Here is a 23,235-nt window from a genome sequence, read left to right on the forward strand (position 1 = left end):
TGGGTTTCGGGGAGCCAGATCCCCCATGGCCAGGAGTGACCATCTCCAAGAGTCTAACGGCTGCGAGGGGAGGTTGGATAGGTGCTGCTGGCTAGAGGGAGATAACCCGGTTGCGCTGCAACTGCCGGGCGATCTCGGCTCCCAATTGATCGGACAGATGCTGGGGATCGGCGATTTTCAAAAAACTGCTGCCCTCTACCTCAAAGGGAAAGGATCCCTCGATGCCGTCGCGGGGGAGTTGTACCAGCAGCAATTGTTCGGGGCGCTTCGATTGCAGGGCATAGCCCAACTCCAGACAGACCTGAGGGCTGGGTAGGGGACGCCCCCGGCCATTCACCTGCACAGGGGTTACATCGGCCACCACCAGCAGCGCGTGCTTGAGCTTGCGAATCAAGGCCGCATCGATGAGCGGGGTCTCAGCCTCAGCGGGAAGGGATCCCTGAAGCTGTAGGGGCACAACCGGCCCGTGGTTGCGATTGAGGGTCTCTACCACGGCTTGCAATGCCCGGTGCAGAGTGGCGCTGGAGTCGGGGTAATCCGATTGGCCGCAGAAGTAGATGACCGGCTCGGTCATGTTCAGGGTGGCCCGCTTATTAAAGTAGATCTCACGGCTGATCAAATCGAGGTTGGAGATGCTGTAGGCGCCGCTGCCTTCGATGTAAAACTCCACCAGCTCTCCTTCCAGGTAGCGCTGCCACCACAGGGAAGCCTTCACCTGCTCCACATCGTCGAGAAAGTCGGCCCGCATCGCCGTTTTCAAGAGGCCGGTACGGCTTAGGCGCAGGTCAGGGGCCCTCTGTTGGACTTGAGAAGCAGACAACACCGAATCCAAATACCAGGCTTTCAGGACGATGATCGCCATGGGATCCCTCTGCGCTCAGCCTTAAAGGTACGTGACATACTCCCACACTCATGCTGACGCAAAGCGCTCCGCGCCGCCAAAGCGAGAGAGTGCAGGCTTCAAGGACTCCGTCCCGCTGACAGGAAGAGTGGCCCGCGCCCTGTCCACAGGACGAGCGCCGGGAGGATGTCACTCCTCTGTCCAGAAACGCTCGGAAAGATATTTGTCAGCCCCGTCGCAAAAGATGGTCACCACCACTCCAGAGGAGAGCTGACGGGCCACCTCTAGGGCTGCCACCACATTGGCGCCGGCAGAGATGCCCACCAGCAGGCCTTCTTCCAACGCCAAGCGCTTGACCATTTTCTGGGCTGCTTCTGTGGAGATCTCAATGTGCTGGTCAGGCAGGGTGGGATCGTAAATCTCGGGTTTTAGAGCTGTGGCCATGTGCTTGAGCCCTTCCAGGCCATGGAAGGGAGAGTCGGGCTGCATGGCAATGATTTGGATATCCGGGCGATACTCTCGCAGGCGCCGCCCCACCCCCATACAGGTGCCGCTGGTGCCTAGCCCGGTAACAAAATGGGTGACCTGCCCCTGGGTTTGCTCCCAAATCTCCACCCCAGTGGTTTCGTAGTGGGCTTGCCAGTTGGCGGGGTTGCTGTACTGGTCAGGGTAGAAATAAAGCTCGGGGTTTTCCGCATAGAGGGCGCGGGCTTTCTCGATGGCCCCATCGGATCCCAGAGCGGGATCCGTCAGAACCAAGTCCACGCCATAGGCAGCCAGGATCTTCTTGCGCTCCGGGCTGGCGTTGGCGGGAAGAGCCAGCTTGACCTTGTAGCCCAAGGCGGCCCCGATCCAGGCATAGGCGATGCCGGTGTTACCGCTGGTGGCATCGAGGATGATCTTGCCGGGGGTAAGCTTGCCCTGGCGTTCGCCAGCGCGAATCATGTTGAGGGCCGGGCGATCCTTGACTGAACCCCCAGGGTTGTACCACTCTGCCTTGCCATATACCCGTACCGATTCCGGCAAATCGGCAGCAACCCGCCGCAGACGGATCAGCGGCGTCCCCCCCACCAGCTCAATAGGGCTATCCACAGCAGGGAGTAACGGGCGAGAAGAAAATGCAGTCGGATACAAGGGGGATCCCTCGCTAGACAGGCATCGGCTGGACAACCATTGCTCATCTTACCCCGGTCTTTCCGGCCTCTTGGGAGCTTTTTAGTTTCCCCCTCCTGCCCAAGTTCTGGCTAGGCTCCAAGTAGGCTCTAAGATGGGGGTAGAAAAGTGGGATTTTCCCACAGCAGGATGACGCGGAGGGGCATGGCAGAAATTGGGATTGTGACTGCCCAGCAGTTTGATCGGCGACGGGGCCAGATCCATGTCTACGACGGCGAGGGCAAAGGCAAGTCCCAGGCGGCCCTAGGGGTTGTGCTGCGTTCCATTGGCTTGGGGATCGAAAAGGCGGCCCCCAGCCGGGTGTTGCTGGTGCGGTTTCTCAAGGGGCCAGGCCGAACCTATGCTGAGGATGCGGCCATTGCGGCTCTGCAGCGAGGCTTCCCCCATCTCATCGATCAATTGCGCACCGGGCGGGGAGAGTTTTTCGGCCCAGATGAGATCACCAAGTTTGACCGTCAGGAGGCCCGCCGCGGTTGGGATGTGGCCAAAGGGGCTTTGGCGTCGGGGTTTTACTCGGTGGTGGTGCTGGATGAGCTCAACCCGGTGCTGGATCTGGGCCTGTTGCCTGTGGAGGAGGTGGTCAGTACCCTCAAGCAAAAGCCGGAGGCCATGGAGGTGATCATCACCGGGCGCGGCGCTCCCAAGGAAATTATCGACCTGGCGGATTTGCACTCGGAAATGCGCAGTGTCCGGCGGGCGACGGATCCCCGCAACGGCGAGCTTCCTTCCAGCGGCATCGAGATCTACACCGGCAACGGCAAGGGAAAATCCACCAGCGCTCTGGGGCGGGCTCTGCAGGCGATTGGACGCGGCATCAGTAAGGATCTCTCCCATCGTGTACTGATCATGCAATGGCTGAAGGGGGGAACGGGCTACACCGAGGATGCAGCCATTCGGGCCCTGCGGGAAAGCTACCCCGATTTGGTGGATCACCAGCGCTGCGGTCGGGATGCCATTGTCTGGCGGGGCAAACAACAGGAAATCGACTATGTAGAAGCGGAGCGGGGCTGGGAGTTGGCGCGGGCGGCCATCGCTTCTGGCCTGTACAAAACCATCATCCTGGATGAGCTGAACCCGACGGTGGATCTGGAGCTGCTGGACGTGGAGCCGATTGTCCAGGCTTTGCTGCGCAAGCCGCGGGACACGGAGATCATCATCACGGGGCGGTGCCATGCCCCCTTACCTTACTTTGAGCTGGCCTCTGTCCACTCGGAAATGGTGAGCCACAAGCACTATGCCGAGCAGGGGGCCGATCTGCGGCGCGGGGTGGACTATTGATGGGATCCTTCGCAGCGTTCTCAGCCAATTCTGCTCTCTCTTGGCCTCCAGACCCCAGGACTCTGGCCCAGTTGTTGCTCACCCTTTTCCAGACGGAAGTGTGGGTGGAGGGCAAGGAGCACGTTCCCGCCGGCCCGCTGGTGGTGGTGAGCAATCACCGCAGTTTTCTGGATGCGCCGGTGCTGATCGCGGGGTTGGACCGACCGATTCGCTTTGCCTGCCATTACTACCTGGCTCAGGTGCCGCTGCTGCGGGAAATCGCCCTGGCTTTGGACTGCATTCCCCTCAAGCAGGGATCCCGACAGCAAATCCATTTTTTTCGCCAGGCACAGGCCAGTTTGGCAGCGGGGGTGGGTGTGGGGATCTTCCCAGAAGGGGCGGAGCAGATCACCCGTGAGACCTCGCCTGGGGAGGTGGGGCGGTTTCAGCCAGGTTTTGCCCACCTGGCGCTGGCGGCAGCGGTGGATCCCTTGCCGATTCTGCCGGTGGCGGTGTGGGCGCAGGAAGAATGGCGGGGAGTAGATATTCCTATGGCTTTTTTCCGCTGGTTTGACCCCACTGAACCCCGATTTCAACAGGAAGGGGGACATCCGGTGGTGTTGTATCGGCGGGTGGTGCTCAGGGTGGGATCCCCCCTTTGGGTGGGCAGGAAGCAGCGCCAGGGATCCCGACGCGAGCGAATGCAGGTCATTCAAGAGCTAACTGCAGCGGCCCGAGAACAGGTGCGATTGGGATTGGCAGAGAGATGAGAAAGTTGAGTGGCGAGCCGGTAGCATCTGCCTCTAGCTTGGTCAGCCCGGCAACGGGAGCGGTCGGTCAGGAGCGGCCCCTGCTGCTGTATTTGCCCGGTATGGATGGCACAGGTACGTTGTTTTACCGGCAGGCGCAGGCTCTGCAGCGGGAGTTTCGCATTCGCCCCCTGAGTTTGAACCACCCGGAAGCGGGGGATAGCTGGGAAACCCTGGCCGATTGGGTGGGATCCCAGCTAGAAGCGGGGGCGTACTTGTGTGGAGAATCCTTTGGGGCCTGCCTGGCCTTGCTGGTGGCCGCCCAATGGCCGGAACGGTGCCGCGGCCTCATTTTGGTCAATCCAGCCTCGTCGCTGCGACGTAGGCCCTGGTGGTGGGCAGGACATGTTCTCCTGCCCTTTTTGCCGCCGGGGCTCTATCACCAGTTGTCGGAGCGGGGGTTGGGGGCTTTGGCGGAGCTCAGCCAAATGGAGCCGCCGGATCGGGAGCGGCTGCGCCAGGCAGTTCACAGTGTTGAACCCACAGTGGCTGCCCAGCGCTTGGCTTTGCTGGGATCCTTTGCTGTGGAGAAGCTGCCTCTGGAGTCGATGACCTTGCCGACTTTGCTGGTGGCGGGGGGGCGGGATCGCCTGTTGCCCTCGGTGCAGGAGGTGGGCTGGCTGGCGGAACGGCTGCCCCAGGCGCAGGTAGAAATCTCGCCCCAGAGCGGCCATGCTTGCCTGCTGGAGCGGCGGATGAACCTGCGGCGTTACCTGCTCAAGCCGGATGGCCTTTTTGCCCCTCTGCTGCTCAATTCTGCTTCGGCCCATTGAGCATGGACAGGGATCCCCACAGATCTTCTATCCGCTCTGGGCAGGAGCTCTCCTTCCCCTCTCGATCCAGCCAAAGGGCTCGCAAGCCTGCTGCTTTTGCCCCCTGATAATCGTCGCGGCGGCTGTCGCCAATGTGGCCGGCGGCTGCGGGGGGGATCCCGTGGGCTGCCAGGGCAGCTTGGAAGATGCGAGGATCGGGCTTGGCATAGCCCACTTGGGTGGAGAGGGTGAGGGTGGAAAAGTAGGGATCCAACTGCAACTGCTGCAGCACCCTGGGCAAGCGGCTGTCGAAGTTGGAGATCACCCCCAACCGGATCCCTTCCTGCTGCAGGGCCCGCAAAGCCGGCAGCGTCTCGGGATACAGCTCCCAGGGATCCGCCCCGGCAAAGTGCTCAAACAATTGGGCGAAAAAGTCTTCAAACCGGTGCTCTCCGAAGGCAGCCAGGGATCCCACCCGGGCAAAAGTCTCCCGCACCACCTGGCGCCACCAGGTCCGCTCCCACTCCCGCAAAGGGGATCCCGTCAATCCTGGGCAGGCCGGGGCTGGAGCCTGGGCAAAAACTTGGCCAAAAGCGCGATCCAAGGCCTGGGGATCCACCCTTACCCCATACTCCGCTGCCACCTGGCTGTAAACCTGGCCCACGCTGCCCCGCACCCGAAACAAAGTGCCCACAGCGTCGAAAAAGAGCACCCTCAGCTTCACGACTGCCCCTCGTAGCGGGCGTAGGCATCGACAATCCGCTGCACCAGAGGGTGGCGCACCACATCCCGCTGGTCGAAGTAGCAAAAGGCAACCCCCTCTACCCCTGTCAGAATACGCTCTGCCGCTGCCAGGCCGGACATGCGATGTTTGCCCAGATCCGTTTGGGTGAGATCCCCGGTAACCACCATACGCGACCGGAATCCCAGCCGCGTGAGGGCCATCTTCATCTGCTCGGGGGTGGTGTTCTGGGCTTCGTCCAAAATGATGAAGGCATTGCTCAAAGTACGGCCTCGCATATAGGCCAGCGGCGCCACTTCGATCACCCCCTGCTCCATCAACTGCGGCAGCTTGGCCGGGTCGATAAACTCGAACAGGGCATCGTAAAGGGGCCGCAGATAGGGATCCACCTTTTCCACCAGATCCCCCGGCAAAAACCCCAGTTTTTCTCCCGCCTCCACAGCCGGGCGAGTCAAGATCAAACGCTCGTACTCCCGGTTTTGTAGGGCAGCAATGGCCACAACGGCAGCCAGATAGGTTTTGCCGGTACCCGCCGGTCCAATGCCAAAGCAGAGGTCGTGGGTGCGAATGGCTCGCACGTACTCCTGTTGGCGGGGCGTTTTCGGTCGGATAAGCTCCCCTTTGCGGGTGCGGGCCAAAACTCCTGCTTGTGCTTGCTGATAGGCGGCAGCCTCCTGGCCGGAGAGGGCGCGAAAAGCTTGCTCTGCATCGATCACAGTGACGGGGTGCCCAGTTTGCCAAAGCGGCCTCAGCAATTCTAGCCATTGCCGCACCTGCTGCCGCTGTTGGGGAGTGCCTTTCAGGTACAGGTCCTGTCCGCGCAGCGTTACAGAAGCACCGCTGGAGCGACTGATCCACCTCAGGTTGGCCTCCTGAGTGCCCGCCAAAGACATGGCCTGTTGAGGATTGGACAGAGAGATGACTTCGAAATCAGAAGAGAGGGAAGTAGGGTTGTCGTGCATGCCGTGGGCGCCGGGCACCCTGGGAGACCTGTAGGGGTGATCTTACCAAAAACGCTTGTCAGGGCGCTCTGGGCTGTGGAAAGCCGCTGCAGAGCCCAGGGGTCGAGCGCAAGAGTGCTTAACAGGCGATTACACCATTAATGTGTTCCAAAATACAAGCTTCTGGAAGATCTGCAGCAAACCTGGATTTGGGTTCTGGCCTTCATTGGCAGCCGAGTCACAGGGAATTAGCAACTCCCTAAGGTTCCCTAAAAAAGTATTGCAAAGGGCTATCTTTTCGGGAATAGCTTTTATTCATCAAGTAACGTTGATCTATCTGCTAAAGGAGCTTGAACTCCCAACCTCTCATCCGTTTGGGCAAGAGCTTGAGGTTTTCAACTCCGTTGGTCATCGTGCATCTGACATTCTCTACCCAGCAGGGGAGATGTGGATAGGTTGGTCTCTTACAACCCTTCCCTAGACACATTTTTGGGATCCCTGCGGCTCCTCAATCTCTGGGGAGGGAGCCCATCCTTTCTGGAGTCATTTTGAAAAATCAGATGGAAAAAGGAGAGATAGATGTTTACCCAATCTGCGTCTGATACCCTGGGGTTGGCACAACTGGATTTGGCGCAAATTCCGCGGCAGATCACCTGCGATGGCAGTGACTTGGATTGGAGCCAGGCCCTGGCCATCGAAGGGATCCAACCTGAAGAAGAAGCTTTACAGGCTTGGATGGCTTTCCGTGACCTGCGGGTGAACCAAGAGGCGGGCAACATTTTACGCTGGCAAGGGCGTCCGTTGCGGGCCAGCCGTATCCGCTTTTTCCCCAGGAATGTGGCTTGGCGCTATGGCTTCTCGTTTTCCACCAGCATCCGCTCGCCCCTTGGCAAAGGGATCCCGACCCCTGAGGAGTGGCGCTACCCGGGCCTCTGCCGCTACGGGATTGTGCTGTTTCAACCCAAAGCCCAACTGGTGGCCCATCAGGTTTTCGAGTCCTCGCCAGAGCAGCCCCAAGAGGTGGATCTGGATCCCAACCTGGATATTGCCTTCAACATCAATGACGCCAAGGGCAGCTACGGCGACAATAGCGGCAGCTTCGATATTTACCTGCAGGTGGTGAGCTAGACTCACCCAACCCCAGGAGGGATCCCGGCTGATCGCGATAGCGGGACGGAGTCTTTGCAGGGCGGGTCAGGGGGCAGTTGCCGGGTGGGATCCCATCCCCTACAATGAGTGAACTGGTGTCTGGATCCCAGCTTGCCATTGCCCTTCCTGGCCCTGGAGAGGTGGCTGAGTGGTCGAAAGCGGCTTCCTGCTAAGAAGTTACGGGGCCCAAAAGCTCCGTCGAGGGTTCGAATCCCTCCCTCTCCGTCCATATTTGCTGTCCATATTTGCTGACCAAGGTTGTTGACGTCCTCTGCGCGCCGTTAGCTTACTTCCCCATAGCGGTAGGGCGGGGCTTTTCTCAGTAGCTCGGGCGTCTCAGACTAACCTGAAACGACCATAGAGGCCAACTCCGCTACCAGTCATGGGTCGTGGAAGCAGGAAGAAATCAGAGACGTCACCTCCTATTGGGGTTTCGTAAGTTTTTCAGAGGGGTGTAGTCCTCAATCCAAATAGGCGCTCAACTCCTCCTCCAATGTAGGCAGTTGCACCTCTCCCTGCTCCAGCTCTTCCAAATCTTCCAGTTGCTTGCGCAAACGGGCGATCCGCTCTTGCAGGCACTCTTTGATGCCTTTGGCCCCCAAACCGAGGCAGCTGCGGCAGACTTCCCCGTAGATTTGCCCGCGGTCGTTATAGACCACCGCCAGCAACACTTGGTGCCCTTTTTTCTGGATGGGGTTGGCCCATCCCCCACAGATAATGCAGGGCACTCGGCCATTGCCCCCGTAAATGCTGCGTTCCCAGACGATTCTCACGCTCAGCCTCAATGCAACTTGTTGCCCACCAGCATAAAAACCCAGGGGGATCCCTTGCCACCCCAAGATGCCGCGTTCCTTCCCTTCCCATTGCGGTGAAACGGTTTGCTGGTTAAATGCCTGCCCCCCTCTCCCCCTGGGAGAGGGGCTTGGGGGTGGAGGCCAAAAAGGGATCCCAGTGGCTAGGTGCTGGGCCGGGCAGATTGAGAGCGGTCGATGGTGCGATAGGTGAGGCTGGCAGCCACCTCTAGAGCTTTGGCGGCGTCGCGGAAATAAAACCCCAACTCCTCATCCTTCTCCGTGCGGTTGGGCTTATTGAACTTGGCCTTGAACTGCACGTTGCAATACATGGCCAACCCCACCAGAACCTCTGACAGTCCGTGCTGGTTGATCAGCCGCTCCACGTCCGTAAGCAGGCTTTTGATCAAGGCATCGGCTACTGGTTCTGGCAAACTGTCCAGGTCGTGCATGGGGGCTCCTCAACCAACGAGAGCAAACAAGCCAACGGGTCTGGGATCCCGAAGGCAACCTCTCCTGATTTTCCTGCATCTTTTCCAGAATGCCCAATCCCCTTGCCAAGGCTACCACCACTGCCGCAGCCAGCCCCACAGGCCCGGATAACGAATGGAGCGCTCCCGGGCCGCTTGTTCCAGATGATGGGCGTGGTCTTGGATGCCGGGATCCCGCAGACGATTCAGGCGCATCAAATAGGCATAGCGGTGGATCTGTTCTCGCAACTGAACTGGGGGAAGAGCAAAGCACTCTGGGCAAATAGGGCCGAGATTCAGACCCCTATCGTTGAAAAGGCAACGAACTCGCTTCCCGCCCGCAAAACGCTTTCCGCAGGCGGCACAGTAGCAAGCTGAGGGCTGGTTGGCAAGGCGCTGCCAGCGAATTCGCATGGTCTTCCCGACAAAAAGGCAAGCAACGTGCAGGCAATTCGCTGTAGCCATAATAGGCTAGAAGCTGGTGAGCAGAACCCAGGATGGGGGGGCCTGGAGTATCGAAAACCATGCCGCAACTCTACGACTGTGTCATCGTCGGCGCCGGCCCTGCTGGAGGATCTGCCGCCTACCATCTGGCCAAGCGGGGACGCTCGGTGCTGGTTCTGGAAAAGGATCCCTTGCCCCGCTACAAACCCTGTGGGGGCGGCGTTTCTCCTATGGTGGCGGCTTGGTTTGACTTCGACTTTGGCCCCGCCATTTCCCTCAAGATCCGGCAAATCCGCTACACCTGGCGCGGCGGCGATCCGGTGGTGGTCGATTTGGATTTGAAAGAGCCCGTTTGGATGGTGCGGCGGGATGTTTTCGACCACTACCTGATTCAGCAAGCGCAAAAGCAAGGGGCTGCGCTCCAGGCAGAATGCCCCGTCTCCGGCCTTGAGTGGCAAAGCGACCGCTGGCAAGTGATGACAACTGCCGGCCCGGTCTGGGGTCGGTACGTGATCGGGGCCGATGGGGCAAAAGGCTCAATGGCCAAGTGGCTGGGCTTTCAGGAACGCCGCCGTCGCCTGGCTGCCGCCTTGGAAGCAGAAGTGCCCCTCTCGCAGCCGCAAACTGCAGCCGCCCATTTTGACTTCGGCGCCGTCAGCAATGGCTACATTTGGAACTTCCCCAAGGCTGATGGCTACTCGATTGGAGCCGGCACCTTTCGGGGTGGAGAAAAACAAAACCTGCGGGAAATTGCCGCCCAATATGCCCAAAGCTTTGGCGTAGACTTGAAGTCGGTCAAGCCGTTTGGCCATCCCATCTGCCTCTGGGACGAAGATCAACCGCTACACACCCAAAATGCCCTCTTGGTGGGAGATGCCGCCTGCGTCATCGATCCGTTTACCGCCGAAGGGATCCGCCCTTCCCTTCTCACCGGCATGTTGGCGGCCCAGGCCATCGATCAAGCTCTAGGCGGGGATACAGAAGCTCTGGCGAACTACTCTGCCCGCGTGCAGCAGGAATGGGGCTCAGAAATGCGCTGGGCTAAGCGGATTGCGGCGTTGTTCTATCGCTTTCCGGGCGTGGGCTACAGGGTGGGCGTCAAACGACCGGGAGCCACTCGGCGCATGGGCCAGATCTTGGCCGGTGAACTGCGCTACAGCGATGTGGCCAGCTCAGCTATTCGCAAGTTAAGCGGTGGTCTGCTCGCCTAAGCCCGGCACCGACAGACGCGGGCGAGATCCAGGATCGTCGAAGCGCTTGCCGATCAACAGGCAGTTGCGACCATCCGCTTGGCGGCTGTAGCTGAGGTGAGTAGAGAGAGCTTTCATCAGCAGAATACCCCGTCCCCCCTCGGACTCAAGATTGGCGTTGGGCGATGTGGGATCCGACAAGTTCCGAGCAAATCCCTCCAGATCAAACTCCTGCCCCTGATCCCAGATGCGCAACTCCAGCCCTTGCGGCATCAGCAGCAGCTCAATGTCGATGGGCGTACTTTCCGGCAGAGCGCAGTGGGCGTGGCGAACGGCGTTGGTAAACCCCTCTACCAAAGCCAACTGACATTCCGCCCAAATGGGATCCGGGATGCCCGCATTTCGGAAAGACTCAAACCAGGTCAAAACCTGGTCAAGCGCGTCCAGGGTTGTGTCAACCCTCAGCGCAAACGTTTGCCTCTTGTCCAGAGGGATCCCTGCCGCGTTCAAAACCGAACCCCAACGATGAGGATTGAACTCAAGCCCATCAATCCTGGCCGGATTGACCCTACCAGATTCTAGACCAGAGCCCTGCTAGAACGTGTCATCCCCCACTTTGGGGGGTGCAGCTAGGGAGCGATGACCAAATCCACACGGCGGTTCCGCTGCCGTCCGGCTTCTGTGTCGTTATCGGCAACGGGCAAGGTGGGACCAAAGCCAGAGGTTGTCCAACTGATGGGATGGCCTTCCGGCAGCAGCTTCGTCAAATAGTCCTTAACCGCATTGGCGCGGCGCAGAGAAAGGGCCAAGTTGTAGTTTAAGGGCCCGATGTTATCGGTGTGGCCATTCACTTGAACGCGGGCGCCGGGCATAGCTTCCAAGGACTTGGCCACCTGGGCCAACAGCGAGGCTGCTTCAGGTCGAATCTCGGCTTTGTCAAAATCGAACAGCAAATCGCCCGGCAGGCTGATGGTTTGGGTTCCCACCTGAAAAGAGGTCGGCGTTTTGGTCGGGGCTGGGGTGCTTTCTTCTCCTGGGACGATCTCGGCAGCAGTGGAAGATTCCCTGACAGGCTCAGGGGCTGTTTGAGAACGCAGCCGTTGCAGCCGCGACTCCAATTCCTCAATTCTGATCAAGAGCTGGATCACCTGCTGGCGGATCTCCCGAATCTCTGCCTCCAGATCCGTGGGGCTCTCATGATTTTCCTCTGGATCTGCATCTGCTGTTGGGCTGGCCACCGGAGGATTGGCCTGGGGCGGAGCCAAGGTGGGCAGGATCGGTGGTGTGGGAGAAGCGGGTTGAGTGGGAGAGATGTTGGTCTCCGGCTGGGGCTGAGGTTGGGCCTGCTGGGGAAGCACCATCCCGACCCAGATTCCGCTGCTGACCAAGAGGATCCCGCTTAGGGAATGGAGAGCGACTGTTAGGAGCTGGGACGAACGAGCCATTGCAGGCAAACCTCCGGCTGGATGGGCGCAGGCAAGGAGCAGGAACTCCTCTCAACTCAACCCTCAAGACCCATCCTAACCGGCGACCCGATCTCGCCAAGGGGATTCTCGGTCGGTCCAACTGCCACTTCCCGCCATCTGCTGTGGGAGGCTAATCAAAACTGATGCGACCTCGATAACGCCCTATGAGGGTTAGGCCGTTGATGGGATCCGCCAAATCCGCCACAAAAGGGGGAAAGCGGGGATTGTCGCTGATCACCTTCACCTGGGATCCGGGCAGGCGCTGCAGTCGTTTGACCAACAGATCCCCATCCATCTGAAAGACGTAAATGCCTTCACAGCTTAGATCCCCGCCCTCTTGCCGTTCCACAAAGATCCAGTCGCCATCCTCCAACGTGGGAGACATGCTATCCCCCTGCACCCGAATCAGACTTAGATCGGCAGGGTTTCCCTTCAAGTGCGTCCGCAGCCAGTTTCGCTCAAAAGCAACCACCGATTCGATCGATTCTTCGCGCACCAACACCCCCGCTCCGGCAGAGGCGGCTACATCGACAAAAGGCACATACACATACTCTGCTTTCGCGTCGGGATGCAACTGCGGGGATCCCTCCCCTGTAATCAGCCAATTGAGGTTGACCTGGCCCACTTGGGCAATTTTCACGGCCTTGTCAATGCTGGGCACGGATCCCTTCAGGTAGCTGCGCAAGGCCGTATCGCTAATTCCGGCCCGTCGCCCAAACGCATAGACGGCTTCATCGCCAATCACCCATCGCAAGCGGTCTGCAAAAGAAGAGCCAGAGGAGATGGACATCGGCTTAACGCTACATATTGTGTATAAGCAGATTTTTACCACTATATCTTGACAAGTCAACAACCGGTGCAGCCATTTGGGGACAATCTTCAACCTGAGCTGACCAAGCGGCAGAAGGGAAATCTCACTTATTGTTAGCAGGCTGGCTGGGGAATCCTACTGGCGCTACCGTGGTTTTGGGTTGTGTTCACAGCGGGTCAGCAGCGGGCCGGCACAGCTTACTCTACCCAAAAAGGTGCACGTGGGATCTTCACCAAGTGCTGGGGTAAGCTACCCTGTCTGTTGAACTTATTCCGGCAGTCTGTCTGGGTGAAAGATGGTAAACTACCCGACTCAGACCGCTAAAGCAATACGGAGCGGGCTTTTAGTAGCCCTGCAGTTAGTAAACTAACCACGGACCTCTGGGCTGGTTTACGACAACCCCAATCGACCGTTACCAGTGCCCTAAAAAGCCGTTTCTGGTGTCCGCATTATTATTATAACATAAAACAAATAAAGTCACGCATTCCTCCCAACACTGACTTTATGAGTACAGTGCGGGGCTCCTGCGATTTCTAGCTGAGATATCGGCATTAGCGGCCCAAAAGGTTCGGTTCCCAGATTGCCTCTAGGTCTACTTCAAGCTGTTCTGCCTCAATCCCTATGGTTTCCTCTGACCTCAAGCGCTGGCTGGATAACTTCCTGATTGCCGTTGTCTTTCTGGTGTTCGCCGGGTTTGTCTGGTTTGTCTTTTCCGTAACCGGGGCTTTTCTTGGGATCCCACTGGGCTACAAACTTTGGATGCGGCTCTGGCTGCCTTTGTTTCAGCCGGCTTTGGGGATCCTGATGGCCGGGGCGGTGGTGAGCGGAGTGTGGGGCTGGCTGGAAAAACGCCGCTCCCAACAATCATGATCATCAATAGAACTGAAGATCCCGTGGCGCAGGGGAGCCACAGACTGGCTCTATACTGGAAACGTATCTAAATGTTGAGCAACTGAGGCAGTCTGGCGTCGTGTTTGTTCTGTCCGGCTACGAGTATTTGCTGGTTTTCCTGATCCTCTGCTCTCTGCTGCCGGTTTTGGCTCTGGGGGCTTCTGCACTCTTGGCGCCAAAGCGGCGGGGATCCCTGCGGCGCAGCACTTACGAGTCGGGCATGGAGCCGTTTGGGCAAGCCTGGATCCAGTTCAACATTCGCTACTACATGTTCGCACTGGTCTTCGTCATTTTCGATGTAGAGACGGTGTTCCTCTATCCCTGGGCAGTGGCGTTTCACCGCTTGGGGCTGTTGGCCTTTGTGGAGGCCCTGATTTTCATCGCCATCCTTGTGGTGGGTCTTGTGTACGCCTGGAGAAAAGGAGCATTGGAATGGTCATGACGTCTGAGAAATCGCAAGTCTTGTTTCCGGGGGCTGCCCCCCAGGTGACTACCGACCTCTCCAACAACGTCGTTCTGACGACGGTGAACGACCTGTACAACTGGGCTAAGATGTCCAGCCTCTGGCCGCTGCTCTACGGCACCGCCTGCTGCTTCATCGAGTTTGCTGCCATGCTGGGATCCCGCTTTGACTTCGACCGGTTTGGCCTGTTGCCTCGTTCTTCGCCACGCACCGCTGATTTGATCATCACGGCGGGCACGGTCACCATGAAGATGGCTCCGGCGTTGGTCAAGCTCTACCAGCAAATGGCTGAGCCGAAGTACGTGATCGCCATGGGGGCCTGCACCATCAGCGGTGGCATGTTCAGCTCCGATTCCTACACGGCAGTGCGGGGGGTGGACAAGCTGATCCCGGTGGATGTGTACATTCCCGGCTGCCCTCCTCGTCCAGAAGCGATCATGGATGCCATTGTCAAGCTGCGCAAGAAGATCGCCGCCGAGGACATGCGGGAACGAGGCCGTCTGCAGCAAACCCACCGCTACTACACGGTTAAGCACAACCTCAAGCCTGTGCCGGAGATCATCACCGGCAAGTATCTGGAGAGCGAGACCCGCCAAGCTCCCCCGCCAGAGCTGGCTGCGGCCATTGGCTTGCCAGTGCCCCCGGCCTTGCAAACCGCCGACTTTAAGCGGGCGGAACAGCAGCTCAAAGCCTTGCAGGGAGGAGTGTGAGATGGCAGAGGAGAATGCCCAGGAAAAACAAGCGCCGCCATCCGCAGGCGAGCAGTCGGAACCCTTGGTGACGTTGGAGCGGGGCCCGGTTTCCCAGTTTCTGGCCGACAACGGCTTCGAGCACCAGTATTTGGGGAGAGACGCAGCGGGGGTAGAGCTGTTGGAGGTGGAGCGGGACTTTCTCCTACCCTTGTGTACCGCCCTCTATGCCTACGGCTTTAACTACCTGGAGTGCCAGTGCGGGTATGACCTGGGGGCAGGGCAGCCACTGGTCAGCCTTTACCACCTGATCAAGCTGTCAGACGGGGCGGATCGCCCTCAGGAGGTGCGGCTCCAGGTAAAGTTGCCTCGCCAGGATCCACGCCTACCTTCCGTATACTGGATTTGGAAGTCGGCGGATTGGCAGGAACGGGAAACCTACGACATGTATGGCATTGTTTTCGAGGGACACCCGAACCTGAAGCGGATTTTAATGCCGGAAGACTGGATAGGGTGGCCCCTGCGCAAGGACTACATCACGCCTGATTTTTATGAGCTGCAGGATGCCTACTGATTGGGGATCCCTGACTCGGTGAGCAGCGTTGAACAGGATGGGTTGAGATGTGGCCTTTTTTGCTCTTGGCAATCTATGCAGGTGGAGTTTGGTACTCGGCCCGCAAGGCGGATCGCATCTATTCGGGCTCCGGGAAGTGGGTGGTATCGGCCCTCTGGCCGGTGCTGCTGCTCTCAAACCGTCAGTTTCGCCAAAATTGGCGTCGTCCCCTGAACAAGTAAGTTGAGTGAGTCTGGATCCCTGGAATCCTCACCTGTGATCGCTCCTGAGCAACACCTACGCGACCCGAGTCTTTCTCTATCGACACCTCAGGCCACGCAGAAGTTGCGGGAGTTGATTGTCAGCCGCATTCGCGCTCAGGGACCGGTGACCTTTGCCCAGTTTATGGAGTGGGCTCTCTACGAGCCAGGGTTGGGCTATTACGAGCAGGGATCCCCGATTGGCCCCGACTACCTCACCTCCCCCCACCTGGCGGCGGACTTTGCCCAACTGTTGGCGGAGCAAATCCACCAGTTCTGGCACATTTTGGGATCCCCCTCTGCCTTCACGGTCATCGAGATGGGGGCAGGCAGCGGTCGCTTGGCCCAGGATTGGCTGACCTACGTGCGCTCTGCAAGGCCTGCGGCCCGCTTACGCGAACAGCCCTCTTTTTGGCAGGCGCTGGACTATGGGATTTTGGAGCGTTCTGCCCATCTGCGGCAGCTCCAGCAGGAGCGGTTGGCCCCTTTTGGGGAGAAGGTGCGCTGGTTGGATTGGGACGGGATCCCGGATGAGTCGGTCACAGGCTGTTTCTTCTCCAATGAGCTGGTGGATGCTTTTCCGGTGCATCGGGTGCAGGTGCAGGATGGGGCTTTGCGAGAAATCTATGTCGATTGCGGCGAGGCTGCAGAAGCCAACTTCCGGGAAGTGCTGGGGGATCTGTCCACTCCTGAGCTGAGGGAGTATTTTGCCCGCTTGGGGATCCCTGTAGAAACTTATCCGTCCGGTTACCAAACCGAGGTGAACCTGAAAGCCTTGGAGTGGCTGCAGCTGCTGGCCCGTAAGCTGCGGCGAGGCTACGTGCTCACCATCGATTACGGCCACACCGCCCAGAGCTACTACAGCCCCCACCGCGCCCAAGGTACGCTCTTGGCCTACCGACAGCACGGCAGCTATACGGACCCCTATGTTCGGGTGGGATCCCAGGATCTCACCGCTCATGTGGACTTTACGACCCTAGAGCAAGTGGGAGAATCTCTGGGGCTAAGATGCCTGGGGTTCACCCGGCAGAGCAACTTTTTGGTGAACCTGGGATTGACCGAGCGGCTGGCTGCCCTCAGCCAAATGGGGAACCCGGTTGATGGCGAAGCTGTGGATGTGGGCCAGGTTTTGCGGCGGCGACATGCTCTTCACGCGCTGCTGGATCCCATGGGGTTGGGGGGCTTTGGGGTATTGGTGCAGGCCAAGGGCTTGATCCCCTCAGAACACGCTCACCCTCTGCGGGGCTTTGGCGAGCCAGAGCTGTGAACCGTTTCGGTGCTATTGGGATGGGATGTCTGCCCCTACCGGCTACCGTTGCCTTCCATCGATGCCAGTTCTGCCATTGCTCTGGCGCTATCTTCCAGGTTGTCGATTCGCTCCTCGAGGGTTGCAAAGACTTCGTCATATTTGTCGGCCCATGCGACGCCGGCGGCAGCTTTGGTCGTGCGGGCCAAGTTGAGAGATACGTCTGGAGATCCTTTTTTGGGAACGGATGGCCGTTCCGCGAAGTTGCCAGCAGCTGTTGAGGGATCAGCCTGGGTTAGGGGGGCAATATCTTGCTTGAGGAGATTCTGTTTTGATTGGAGTTGTTCCACCTTGGCTATGCCCTCTTTGAGGGACTGAATGGGCCTTTTTTTCTTGGCTTGTAAATCTTCAATCGAGGCTTTCAGGCTTTGCTCTTCTGCGCGTAACTGAGGAAGTCGTTCTTCTTGAGATTGGATCTGGATCTCTGTTTCAAAATGAAGCTGAGGAGTTTGAGCTTGCGAACGAGCCTCATCATAAGGTTGGGCAGCAGCCACCCCCTTCTGCTGGACTTTTGCCCAATCTTCAAGGGCAGCACGCAGGTTGGCCAGTTCGCTTTGCAGTTGCTGTAGGTCTGAAGGAGTGATTTCGTTTTGCTTCTGTCGATTTTCGAGGTGCTGCAGAAGCTGGATTTTGGCTTTGGCCTCGCTTCCAGATAGAGCAGAAGCCACATAGCCCGTCATCCCCGTGGCCAAACCTGCTGCTCCTGCCTGCCACAGGGATCCTCCCGCCCCAAGGCCGCCAATAGCCACCGTAACTCCAGCCAACGCGGGAAAGGCAGTTATCCAAAGCTGGCGGCAGGAGAAAGGCAACATCATCGACCCCAGGGTGGAAGAGGAGATTGTCTTGAAGATTGTTTTGACCATAGGTAATGTTTGGGTAGGTTTTCTCTCACTCACAACTCCTCTTTTTTTAAGGAGAAAGGGGAGCTAGAACCAACACAAAGAACAAAGAACGCCTTAGAGACAATTTTACTGCACTATTTCACTGCACTTCATCACTGCACTTCAAGATGACTCTGGTGTACTGCTGAGGTTACAGTTCTTTACGCCATCCCTCCAGTATGGCCACAACTACAAGTCAATCGCCACTCTAAACCTGCAAGAGCCACTTCAGCTAGAAATCGCAGGAGCCCCGCACTGTACCCGTAGGGTCGGTGTCGGGAGGAATGCTATAATAATACTGCGGGCACCAGAAACGGTTGTTTAAGGCACTGGTAACGGTCGATTGGGGGTGCTGTAAACCACCCCAGAGGCTCGTGGTTGGCTTGCTAACTGCAGGGCTACTAAAAGCCCGCTCCGTACCGCCTAGCGGTTGGTGTCGGGTAGTTTACGCTCATCCTGACCGGCTTTCTTGGCAGCGACGCCCAAGGACATCTGCTTTGACATGCTCGATAGGACTCCGTCCCGCTGACGCGAAAGGACCCCGTCCCGCTGCCGCAGTGGATCCCAGGGCTTGGAGCCTTGAGGAGAAAGTGGGGCAACTGTTTCTGGTTTATTTTGAGGGAGCTGAGTTTTCCTCCGCTCTCGAGGAGATGATCCGGGACTACCACGTGGGCGGGCTGATCTTCTATTCGATTGCCGGCAACATTCAAACGTTGCCTCAGGTGGCCCAGCTCATTGCCGCGGCTCAGGCACAAGCCCTTGTCCCCCTGTGGATAGCCATTGATCAAGAGGGGGGGCCGGTGGTGCGCCTTACCGAGGGGGTGACGGTGTTCCCCAGCGCCATGGCAGTGGCAGCAGCGGGATCCCTGGCAAAGGCGGAAGCTATGGCCCGTGCGGTGGGAACGGAGCTGAAAAGTTTGGGGTTTAACCTCAACTTCGCCCCTGTTGTGGACGTGAACAGCAACCCCCACAACCCCATCATCGGCATCCGAGCCTTTGGGTCAGACCCGAAACAGGTGACAGATTACGGCCTCGCCCTGTGGCGCGGCTATCGGCAAGCCGGGATCCTCTGTACGCCCAAACATTTTCCCGGCCATGGGGACACCGATATGGATTCCCACCTGGGGTTGCCGCGGGTGGATCGCCCTCTGGAGGCGCTACAGACCACGGAATTGCGCCCGTTTCAGGCTTTGATCCGGGCAGGGGCAGAGGCGATGATGACGGCGCATGTGGTGATGCCGGCTCTGGGATCCGTCGGCGACAGCGGGACGAAGTCCTTGCAACCGGCAACGCTGGCCCCTGAGGTGGTGTCCGGCTGGCTGCGGCAGAAGCTGGGTTTCAAGGGTCTTGTCCTGACGGATTCCCTGACCATGGGGGCCATTGCCCGCACCTACGGCATTCCCGAAGCGGCAGAACTGGCCTTTAGGGCAGGGGCCGATGTGCTGGTGTTTGGGGCAGATCCCGGCTTTAGCCCGGCCATCCAAAAAGAAGCCTATGCCCATCTGCTGCGGGAGTTCCGTGCCGGTCGTTTGTCGGTTGAGCAGTTGGATCGGTCAGTGGAGCGAATTTTGACCTTGAAGCGGCGCTACGGATTGGGATCCCCCTGCCCCCCTTTCCCCCCTGCCGGCTTGGAAAACCACCGGGCACTGGCCCGCCAAATCGCCCAAGACAGCATCACCCTAGTACGGGGATCCCTGCCCCCCTTAGCCCCCGACCCGCTGCTCATTACCCCTGTGCCTCTTCTGGGGGATCTTTTCCAAAATGTCTGGCCCGGTGCTCAGGTTCTCAAGATCAGCCCAGAGCCTACCCCTGAGGATTTGCAAACAACCCTGCAAGGGGCGTCAAGAGCTGACCAAGTGCTGGTGGGATCCCTTGATCTGTTTCGTTACCCGCTTCAGAAGGAGTTGCTGGCGGACTTACTGGGATCCCTTCCGCCGGAAAAGGTGATTGGGTTGGCCTTGGGATCCCCCTACGACGCCTTTGCCCTGCCCCAGATCCCGGTCTATTTGGCCTGCTACGGCACTACCCCCGTCTCTCTACAGGCGTTGCTGCAGGTGTTGTTGGGACAGATCCCGGCCCAGGGTCGCTTGCCGGTTGGATCCCACTTGGAGGGATCCTGGTCGCGTTAGCGGGACAGAGCTCTTTCCCGTTAAAAACAGATCCACTAACTGCTGAGGCTGCTGACAGTGCGCCGTGCCAGGGCCGGCACCGTTCGCTTCACCAAGCCCGTCAGAACATTTCCGGGGCCGATTTCCCACACCTCTTGGATGCCGTCGGCAGCCATGTGCAGCACCGTCTCTCGCCAGCGGACAGGGGCAGTCATCTGGGCCAGCAGCGCCTGCTTAAGGGCTTGCGGATCCCGGCTGGCGGTGGCAGTGCAGTTGCTGTAGACGGGCACTCGCGGCGGCTGAAAGTCAACAGCGCGCAAGGTGTGGGCAAACTCCTCGGCAGCAGCCTGCATAAAGGGCGAGTGAAAGGCGCCACTTACCTTGAGGGGAACGGTGCGCTTGGCCTGCAACTGCTCACAGACGGCCCGCACCCCCTCCACTGAGCCGCTGATCACCACCTGATCCGGGCTGTTGTCGTTGGCAAGGGTGACATCGGGGATCATCTGGCACAGGTGCTCCAGCTTGTCGCGGTCAAACCCCATCACTGCCGCCATGCTGCCCGGGGGATCCCCTGCGGCTTCCATCAGTTGGCCCCGCAGCGCCACCAGCCGTAGGCCGGTTTCGAAATCAAACACGCTGGCAGCGTAGAGGGCGCTGTATTCGCCCAGACTGTGGCCAGCAGTGCAGGCAGGAGCCTGTCCCTGGGCGTAGAGATAGTCCGTCAACAGGGCCGATACGGTGAACAAAGCCGGTTGCGTGTAGCCGGTCTGGTGGATCTGGTCTTCCGACAGAGCTAAGGGATCCCATCCCAACATCTCACGGGCCAAAGCCAACTTCTGGGCTGCTCCCTGCCAGTTCCGCAAGTCCCTTCCCATGCCCACCGCTTGGGATCCCTGGCCGGGATAGATCCAGGCAACGGTCATCAATTCATTTCCCCCAACGAAACACAATCGCCCCCCAGGTAAGGCCGGCGCCAAAGCCCGCCATCACCCCCAGATCGCCGGCGCCAAAGCGTCCCTGCTCGATCCAAGTGGCCAAGGCAATCGGCACCGAAGCGCCCGAGGTGTTGCCGTAATGCTCTAAGACGCTGGCCACCCGCTGCGGATCCAGTTGCAAACGCTTGGCTACCGCATCGAGAATGCGCTGGTTGGCCTGATGAATAAAATATCCCTGTACTGCTTCCGCCGGGATCCCAGCCCGAAAGAGAGCCTTCTCGATGATCTCCGGCACCGCCTGGACGGCAAACTTGTACACCTCGCGGCCATTCATGGTGATGGGGCAGCAGCGATACTGCCCCACCTGCAGGGATCTCACCAGGGGCTTGGCCTCTGTAGCCATGGACAAGCTGAGCAGCTGGCTGCCACTGCCATCGCTGCGCAGCTCAATGCTGAGGATCCCGCCGGTTTCCCCCGCCTCCAGAACCACCGCCCCGGCCCCATCTCCAAACAAGACACAGGTGGTGCGATCTGCCCAGTCCACCGTGCGGGAGAGCACATCCGCCGCCACCACCAAGGCCCGCCGGTACAGCCCGGTTTGCAAAAACTGCGCTGCCGTGGCCACTGCAAAGACAAAGCCTGTGCAGGCTGCCGTCAGATCAAAAGCCACCGCCCGCGTTGCTCCCAGAGCTGCCTGCACCTGAGGGGCCGAGCCAAACCGATCGACACCGGTGGAAGTGGCCAGCAGGATCAAATCCAGGTCTTGAGGCAAGATCCCGGCCTGAGCCAAAGCGGCCTTGGCTGCCTGGACCGCCAAATCCACCAAGCTCAGCTCAGGGGGCAGAATGCGCCGCTGACGAATGCCGGTGCGGGGCCAGATCCATTCGTCGGAAGTTTCGACGATCTGGCCGAGATCGTCGTTGCTCAGGCAGGGATCCGGCAGGGCAGCCCCTGCCCCCACCAGCCGCACGGTCGGGAGGCTATGGCTGGGCATCTTCCACGGGTTCGGGACAGCGGGAGGAAGTCCTTTCCAGGGATCCCAACGGCAAGACTTCCGGGCCAGAGCCAGAGTAGACCTGAAGGGGCCGGGTGCGCCGCCTGGGGTTGGATTCAGGTTCGCGAGGGTCAACCATTTCCGCCTGCAGCCGCTGTAGGATTTTCTGTTCTGCCGCCTCTTTGGCCAGGCGAATGGCGTGGTAGACCATCGGCGCCTTGGAGCTGCCGTGGGTAATCACGCAGATGCCGTTGACGCCGAGCAGCAAAGCACCGCCATACTCCACGTAGTCCATGCGCCGCTTTACCTGCTTGAGGTTGGGCCGGAGCAGCCAGCAGCCCAACTTGCCGCGCCAGCCGCGGGGCAGCTCCTCCCGCAGCACCTGGGTGATCACCTGGCCAACACTTTCGGCAAACTTGAGGAGGGCATTGCCCACAAAGCCGTCACACACCACCACATCAAACTCCCCGGTCAGCACATCCCGCCCCTCGGCATTGCCGGCGAAATGGATCCCTGGCAACTGGGCCAGACGCTGGTGGGTGGCCAGAGCCAAATCATTGCCCTTGTTGGGCTCCTCGCCGATGTTGAGCAGGCCCACCCGCGGACGCTCGATCCCCAGCACGCACTGGCAGTAGAGGGATCCCATGCGGGCAAACTGCTCCAAAAAGCGGGGCCGGCAATCCACATTGGCCCCCACATCCAGCAGCAGCACCGGCTTGCCTTTCAAAGTGGGCAAAAGAGCGCCAATGGCCGGGCGATCGATCCCTGCCAGCCGGCCCAAATTCAGGTAGGCCGCAGCCATCGCTGCTCCGGTATTCCCGGCGGCCACCACGGCATCCGCTTGGTTGGAGCGCACCTGTTGCATCGAGATGTTGATGGAGGCTTTGGGCTTTTTGCGCACCATCAGCGGCTCTTCCGCCATGCCCACATCCTCTTCGGCAGGCACAATGGTGATCCCAGCAGGCAAGGGTTGGGGCAGAAAGGGCTTGAGGGAATCTGGACGACCGACTAGTGCAATCCCGACCCGGAGCTGCCGATGGGCCAGCAGGGCGCCCTTGATGATCTCTTCGGGAGCGTAGTCACCCCCCATCGCATCGACCGCAATTCGCACAAGCTGACCTCACACTGGAATATCCTTGGCAACTGCAAGCAGGAAGCGGGGCAAAACGCACTAACCTCTGCAGTCCCCTCGCCCGAGAATTGGGAGCCCCAGTGGCTGCAGGGTGCTAGCGAATTTTACCAGATTTGTTTTCCTCAATTAAGGCCGTAGTTCCGCTTGCGCCGGTTCTCCCCACCCCCCACAGGAAACGTGAACTCCC

General features: G+C 59.3%; 26 protein-coding genes and 1 tRNA gene. 13 read left to right on the top strand and 14 right to left on the bottom strand.

All coding sequences use genetic code 11. From position 1 onward, the window contains the following. Positions 1 to 91 precede the first annotated feature (91 nt). Both ACVWXW_RS06620 and ACVWXW_RS06625 read right to left on the bottom strand, forming a co-directional pair. The gene (locus ACVWXW_RS06620; RefSeq protein ID WP_011433880.1) at positions 92 to 862 is read right to left on the bottom strand and encodes a hypothetical protein; all 771 of its coding nucleotides are present in this window, start codon (positions 860 to 862) and stop codon (positions 92 to 94) included. Between the two features lie 168 nt (positions 863 to 1,030). Continuing rightward, complete coding sequence (locus tag ACVWXW_RS06625) at positions 1,031 to 1,933, bottom strand: PLP-dependent cysteine synthase family protein (protein ID WP_011433884.1); 903 nt, start codon at positions 1,931 to 1,933, stop codon at positions 1,031 to 1,033. A gap of 210 nt (positions 1,934 to 2,143) precedes the next feature. On the opposite strand from ACVWXW_RS06625, the gene ACVWXW_RS06630 reads away from it, so the two are divergent. Genes ACVWXW_RS06630 through ACVWXW_RS06640 form a run of 3 tightly spaced genes read left to right on the top strand, consistent with a single transcriptional unit; the run spans position 2,144 to position 4,853 of the window. Next, entirely contained in the window at positions 2,144 to 3,292 is a 1,149-nt protein-coding gene (locus ACVWXW_RS06630; protein ID WP_457403276.1) for a cob(I)yrinic acid a,c-diamide adenosyltransferase, read from the top strand. Further along, on the top strand, positions 3,292 to 4,041 hold the full coding sequence (locus ACVWXW_RS06635) for a lysophospholipid acyltransferase family protein (RefSeq protein WP_414413352.1): 750 nt from the start codon (positions 3,292 to 3,294) through the stop codon (positions 4,039 to 4,041). Before ACVWXW_RS06630 ends, ACVWXW_RS06635 begins: the two co-directional genes overlap by 1 nt. Beyond that, positions 4,038 to 4,853 carry an alpha/beta fold hydrolase gene (locus ACVWXW_RS06640; RefSeq protein ID WP_414421914.1) on the top strand — a complete coding sequence of 272 codons (816 nt, stop codon included), beginning with the start codon at positions 4,038 to 4,040 and terminating at the stop codon, positions 4,851 to 4,853. Before ACVWXW_RS06635 ends, ACVWXW_RS06640 begins: the two co-directional genes overlap by 4 nt. Here ACVWXW_RS06640 and ACVWXW_RS06645 read toward each other — a convergent pair. Both ACVWXW_RS06645 and ACVWXW_RS06650 read right to left on the bottom strand, forming a co-directional pair. Beyond that, positions 4,831 to 5,556 carry an HAD-IA family hydrolase gene (locus ACVWXW_RS06645; RefSeq protein ID WP_414390957.1) on the bottom strand — a complete coding sequence of 242 codons (726 nt, stop codon included), beginning with the start codon at positions 5,554 to 5,556 and terminating at the stop codon, positions 4,831 to 4,833. The two genes, ACVWXW_RS06640 and ACVWXW_RS06645, sit on opposite strands and share 23 nt — an antisense overlap. Next, a complete protein-coding gene (locus ACVWXW_RS06650; protein ID WP_414424518.1) occupies positions 5,553 to 6,536 on the bottom strand; it encodes a PhoH family protein in 984 nt (327 codons plus the stop codon). The genes ACVWXW_RS06645 and ACVWXW_RS06650 overlap by 4 nt, the downstream gene beginning before the upstream one ends. A 558-nt stretch (positions 6,537 to 7,094) precedes the next feature. Between ACVWXW_RS06650 and ACVWXW_RS06655 the strand changes: the two genes are divergently transcribed. Both ACVWXW_RS06655 and ACVWXW_RS06660 read left to right on the top strand, forming a co-directional pair. Then, positions 7,095 to 7,643 (top strand): hypothetical protein, encoded by a 549-nt coding sequence (locus tag ACVWXW_RS06655; RefSeq protein WP_457403277.1) that lies wholly within the window; start codon positions 7,095 to 7,097, stop codon positions 7,641 to 7,643. A 155-nt stretch (positions 7,644 to 7,798) separates the two neighbouring features. Further along, positions 7,799 to 7,889, top strand: a tRNA-Ser gene (locus tag ACVWXW_RS06660). Between the two features lie 236 nt (positions 7,890 to 8,125). Here ACVWXW_RS06660 and ACVWXW_RS06665 read toward each other — a convergent pair. From ACVWXW_RS06665 to ACVWXW_RS06675, 3 genes are all read right to left on the bottom strand, one after another. Beyond that, positions 8,126 to 8,437 carry a hypothetical protein gene (locus tag ACVWXW_RS06665; protein WP_457403278.1) on the bottom strand — a complete coding sequence of 104 codons (312 nt, stop codon included), beginning with the start codon at positions 8,435 to 8,437 and terminating at the stop codon, positions 8,126 to 8,128. A 182-nt stretch (positions 8,438 to 8,619) separates the two neighbouring features. Then, positions 8,620 to 8,907 carry a hypothetical protein gene (locus ACVWXW_RS06670; RefSeq protein WP_011433893.1) on the bottom strand — a complete coding sequence of 96 codons (288 nt, stop codon included), beginning with the start codon at positions 8,905 to 8,907 and terminating at the stop codon, positions 8,620 to 8,622. A 111-nt stretch (positions 8,908 to 9,018) separates the two neighbouring features. After that, a complete protein-coding gene (locus ACVWXW_RS06675) occupies positions 9,019 to 9,174 on the bottom strand; it encodes a hypothetical protein (RefSeq protein WP_457403279.1) in 156 nt (51 codons plus the stop codon). A 275-nt stretch (positions 9,175 to 9,449) separates the two neighbouring features. Here ACVWXW_RS06675 and ACVWXW_RS06680 point away from each other — a divergent pair, with 275 nt between their 5' ends. Then, a complete protein-coding gene (locus ACVWXW_RS06680; RefSeq protein WP_414342010.1) occupies positions 9,450 to 10,580 on the top strand; it encodes a geranylgeranyl reductase family protein in 1,131 nt (376 codons plus the stop codon). Here ACVWXW_RS06680 and ACVWXW_RS06685 read toward each other — a convergent pair. From ACVWXW_RS06685 to ACVWXW_RS06695, 3 genes are all read right to left on the bottom strand, one after another. Further along, a complete protein-coding gene (locus ACVWXW_RS06685; protein ID WP_457403280.1) occupies positions 10,557 to 11,069 on the bottom strand; it encodes an ATP-binding protein in 513 nt (170 codons plus the stop codon). The two genes, ACVWXW_RS06680 and ACVWXW_RS06685, sit on opposite strands and share 24 nt — an antisense overlap. Positions 11,070 to 11,188: 119 nt before the next feature. Continuing rightward, complete coding sequence (locus tag ACVWXW_RS06690) at positions 11,189 to 12,004, bottom strand: OmpA family protein (protein ID WP_414342005.1); 816 nt, start codon at positions 12,002 to 12,004, stop codon at positions 11,189 to 11,191. A 151-nt stretch (positions 12,005 to 12,155) separates the two neighbouring features. Further along, positions 12,156 to 12,815, bottom strand: coding sequence for an XRE family transcriptional regulator (locus tag ACVWXW_RS06695; protein WP_457403281.1), 660 nt, complete (start codon positions 12,813 to 12,815; stop codon positions 12,156 to 12,158). 642 nt (positions 12,816 to 13,457) lie between these two features. Between ACVWXW_RS06695 and ACVWXW_RS06700 the strand changes: the two genes are divergently transcribed. From ACVWXW_RS06700 to ACVWXW_RS06725, 6 genes are all read left to right on the top strand, one after another. Beyond that, positions 13,458 to 13,706 (top strand): hypothetical protein, encoded by a 249-nt coding sequence (locus ACVWXW_RS06700; protein ID WP_011433899.1) that lies wholly within the window; start codon positions 13,458 to 13,460, stop codon positions 13,704 to 13,706. Positions 13,707 to 13,806: 100 nt separating this feature from the next. Further along, a complete protein-coding gene (ndhC, locus tag ACVWXW_RS06705) occupies positions 13,807 to 14,169 on the top strand; it encodes a photosynthetic/respiratory NAD(P)H-quinone oxidoreductase subunit C (protein WP_414331498.1) in 363 nt (120 codons plus the stop codon). Next, entirely contained in the window at positions 14,166 to 14,900 is a 735-nt protein-coding gene (locus ACVWXW_RS06710) for an NADH dehydrogenase subunit K (protein ID WP_457384275.1), read from the top strand. Before ndhC ends, ACVWXW_RS06710 begins: the two co-directional genes overlap by 4 nt. A gap of 1 nt (position 14,901) precedes the next feature. After that, positions 14,902 to 15,453, top strand: a complete 552-nt coding sequence (locus ACVWXW_RS06715; RefSeq protein WP_011433902.1) for an NAD(P)H-quinone oxidoreductase subunit J — start codon at positions 14,902 to 14,904, stop codon at positions 15,451 to 15,453. A 47-nt stretch (positions 15,454 to 15,500) separates the two neighbouring features. Then, positions 15,501 to 15,674, top strand: a complete 174-nt coding sequence (locus ACVWXW_RS06720) for a hypothetical protein (protein WP_414331502.1) — start codon at positions 15,501 to 15,503, stop codon at positions 15,672 to 15,674. 1 nt (position 15,675) lies between these two features. Further along, positions 15,676 to 16,959, top strand: a complete 1,284-nt coding sequence (locus ACVWXW_RS06725; RefSeq protein WP_457403283.1) for a class I SAM-dependent methyltransferase — start codon at positions 15,676 to 15,678, stop codon at positions 16,957 to 16,959. A gap of 35 nt (positions 16,960 to 16,994) precedes the next feature. On the opposite strand, the gene ACVWXW_RS06730 is transcribed toward ACVWXW_RS06725, so the two are convergent. Next, complete coding sequence (locus ACVWXW_RS06730; RefSeq protein WP_457403284.1) at positions 16,995 to 17,678, bottom strand: hypothetical protein; 684 nt, start codon at positions 17,676 to 17,678, stop codon at positions 16,995 to 16,997. A 791-nt stretch (positions 17,679 to 18,469) separates the two neighbouring features. On the opposite strand from ACVWXW_RS06730, the gene ACVWXW_RS06735 reads away from it, so the two are divergent. Further along, on the top strand, positions 18,470 to 20,008 hold the full coding sequence (locus ACVWXW_RS06735; protein ID WP_457403285.1) for a glycoside hydrolase family 3 protein: 1,539 nt from the start codon (positions 18,470 to 18,472) through the stop codon (positions 20,006 to 20,008). Between the two features lie 35 nt (positions 20,009 to 20,043). Here the strand turns inward: ACVWXW_RS06735 and fabD are convergent, their stop codons facing one another. Genes fabD through plsX form a run of 3 tightly spaced genes read right to left on the bottom strand, consistent with a single transcriptional unit; the run spans position 20,044 to position 23,027 of the window. Beyond that, positions 20,044 to 20,910, bottom strand: coding sequence for an ACP S-malonyltransferase (gene fabD, locus ACVWXW_RS06740; RefSeq protein ID WP_457403286.1), 867 nt, complete (start codon positions 20,908 to 20,910; stop codon positions 20,044 to 20,046). A gap of 4 nt (positions 20,911 to 20,914) precedes the next feature. Next, a complete protein-coding gene (locus ACVWXW_RS06745) occupies positions 20,915 to 21,916 on the bottom strand; it encodes a beta-ketoacyl-ACP synthase III (protein ID WP_457403287.1) in 1,002 nt (333 codons plus the stop codon). Beyond that, a complete protein-coding gene (plsX, locus tag ACVWXW_RS06750) occupies positions 21,903 to 23,027 on the bottom strand; it encodes a phosphate acyltransferase PlsX (RefSeq protein WP_457403288.1) in 1,125 nt (374 codons plus the stop codon). Before plsX ends, ACVWXW_RS06745 begins: the two co-directional genes overlap by 14 nt. Positions 23,028 to 23,235: the final 208 nt, after the last annotated feature.

This window comes from Thermostichus sp. MS-CIW-30, from assembly GCF_054058015.1.

Coding starts and splice junctions, on each gene's coding strand:
- ACVWXW_RS06640 (WP_414421914.1), top strand. CDS start 4,038: ATGAGAAAGTTGAGTGGCGAGCCGGTAGCATCTGCCTCTAGCTTGGTC.
- ACVWXW_RS06715 (WP_011433902.1), top strand. CDS start 14,902: ATGGCAGAGGAGAATGCCCAGGAAAAACAAGCGCCGCCATCCGCAGGC.
- ACVWXW_RS06620 (WP_011433880.1), bottom strand. CDS start 862: ATGGCGATCATCGTCCTGAAAGCCTGGTATTTGGATTCGGTGTTGTCT.
- ACVWXW_RS06695 (WP_457403281.1), bottom strand. CDS start 12,815: ATGTCCATCTCCTCTGGCTCTTCTTTTGCAGACCGCTTGCGATGGGTG.
- ACVWXW_RS06630 (WP_457403276.1), top strand. CDS start 2,144: ATGACGCGGAGGGGCATGGCAGAAATTGGGATTGTGACTGCCCAGCAG.
- ACVWXW_RS06720 (WP_414331502.1), top strand. CDS start 15,501: ATGTGGCCTTTTTTGCTCTTGGCAATCTATGCAGGTGGAGTTTGGTAC.
- ACVWXW_RS06730 (WP_457403284.1), bottom strand. CDS start 17,678: ATGACGGGCTATGTGGCTTCTGCTCTATCTGGAAGCGAGGCCAAAGCC.
- ACVWXW_RS06655 (WP_457403277.1), top strand. CDS start 7,095: ATGTTTACCCAATCTGCGTCTGATACCCTGGGGTTGGCACAACTGGAT.
- ACVWXW_RS06710 (WP_457384275.1), top strand. CDS start 14,166: ATGACGTCTGAGAAATCGCAAGTCTTGTTTCCGGGGGCTGCCCCCCAG.
- fabD (WP_457403286.1), bottom strand. CDS start 20,910: ATGACCGTTGCCTGGATCTATCCCGGCCAGGGATCCCAAGCGGTGGGC.
- ACVWXW_RS06680 (WP_414342010.1), top strand. CDS start 9,450: ATGCCGCAACTCTACGACTGTGTCATCGTCGGCGCCGGCCCTGCTGGA.
- ACVWXW_RS06700 (WP_011433899.1), top strand. CDS start 13,458: ATGGTTTCCTCTGACCTCAAGCGCTGGCTGGATAACTTCCTGATTGCC.
- ACVWXW_RS06745 (WP_457403287.1), bottom strand. CDS start 21,916: ATGCCCAGCCATAGCCTCCCGACCGTGCGGCTGGTGGGGGCAGGGGCT.
- ACVWXW_RS06635 (WP_414413352.1), top strand. CDS start 3,292: ATGGGATCCTTCGCAGCGTTCTCAGCCAATTCTGCTCTCTCTTGGCCT.
- ACVWXW_RS06670 (WP_011433893.1), bottom strand. CDS start 8,907: ATGCACGACCTGGACAGTTTGCCAGAACCAGTAGCCGATGCCTTGATC.
- ACVWXW_RS06690 (WP_414342005.1), bottom strand. CDS start 12,004: ATGGCTCGTTCGTCCCAGCTCCTAACAGTCGCTCTCCATTCCCTAAGC.
- ACVWXW_RS06650 (WP_414424518.1), bottom strand. CDS start 6,536: ATGCACGACAACCCTACTTCCCTCTCTTCTGATTTCGAAGTCATCTCT.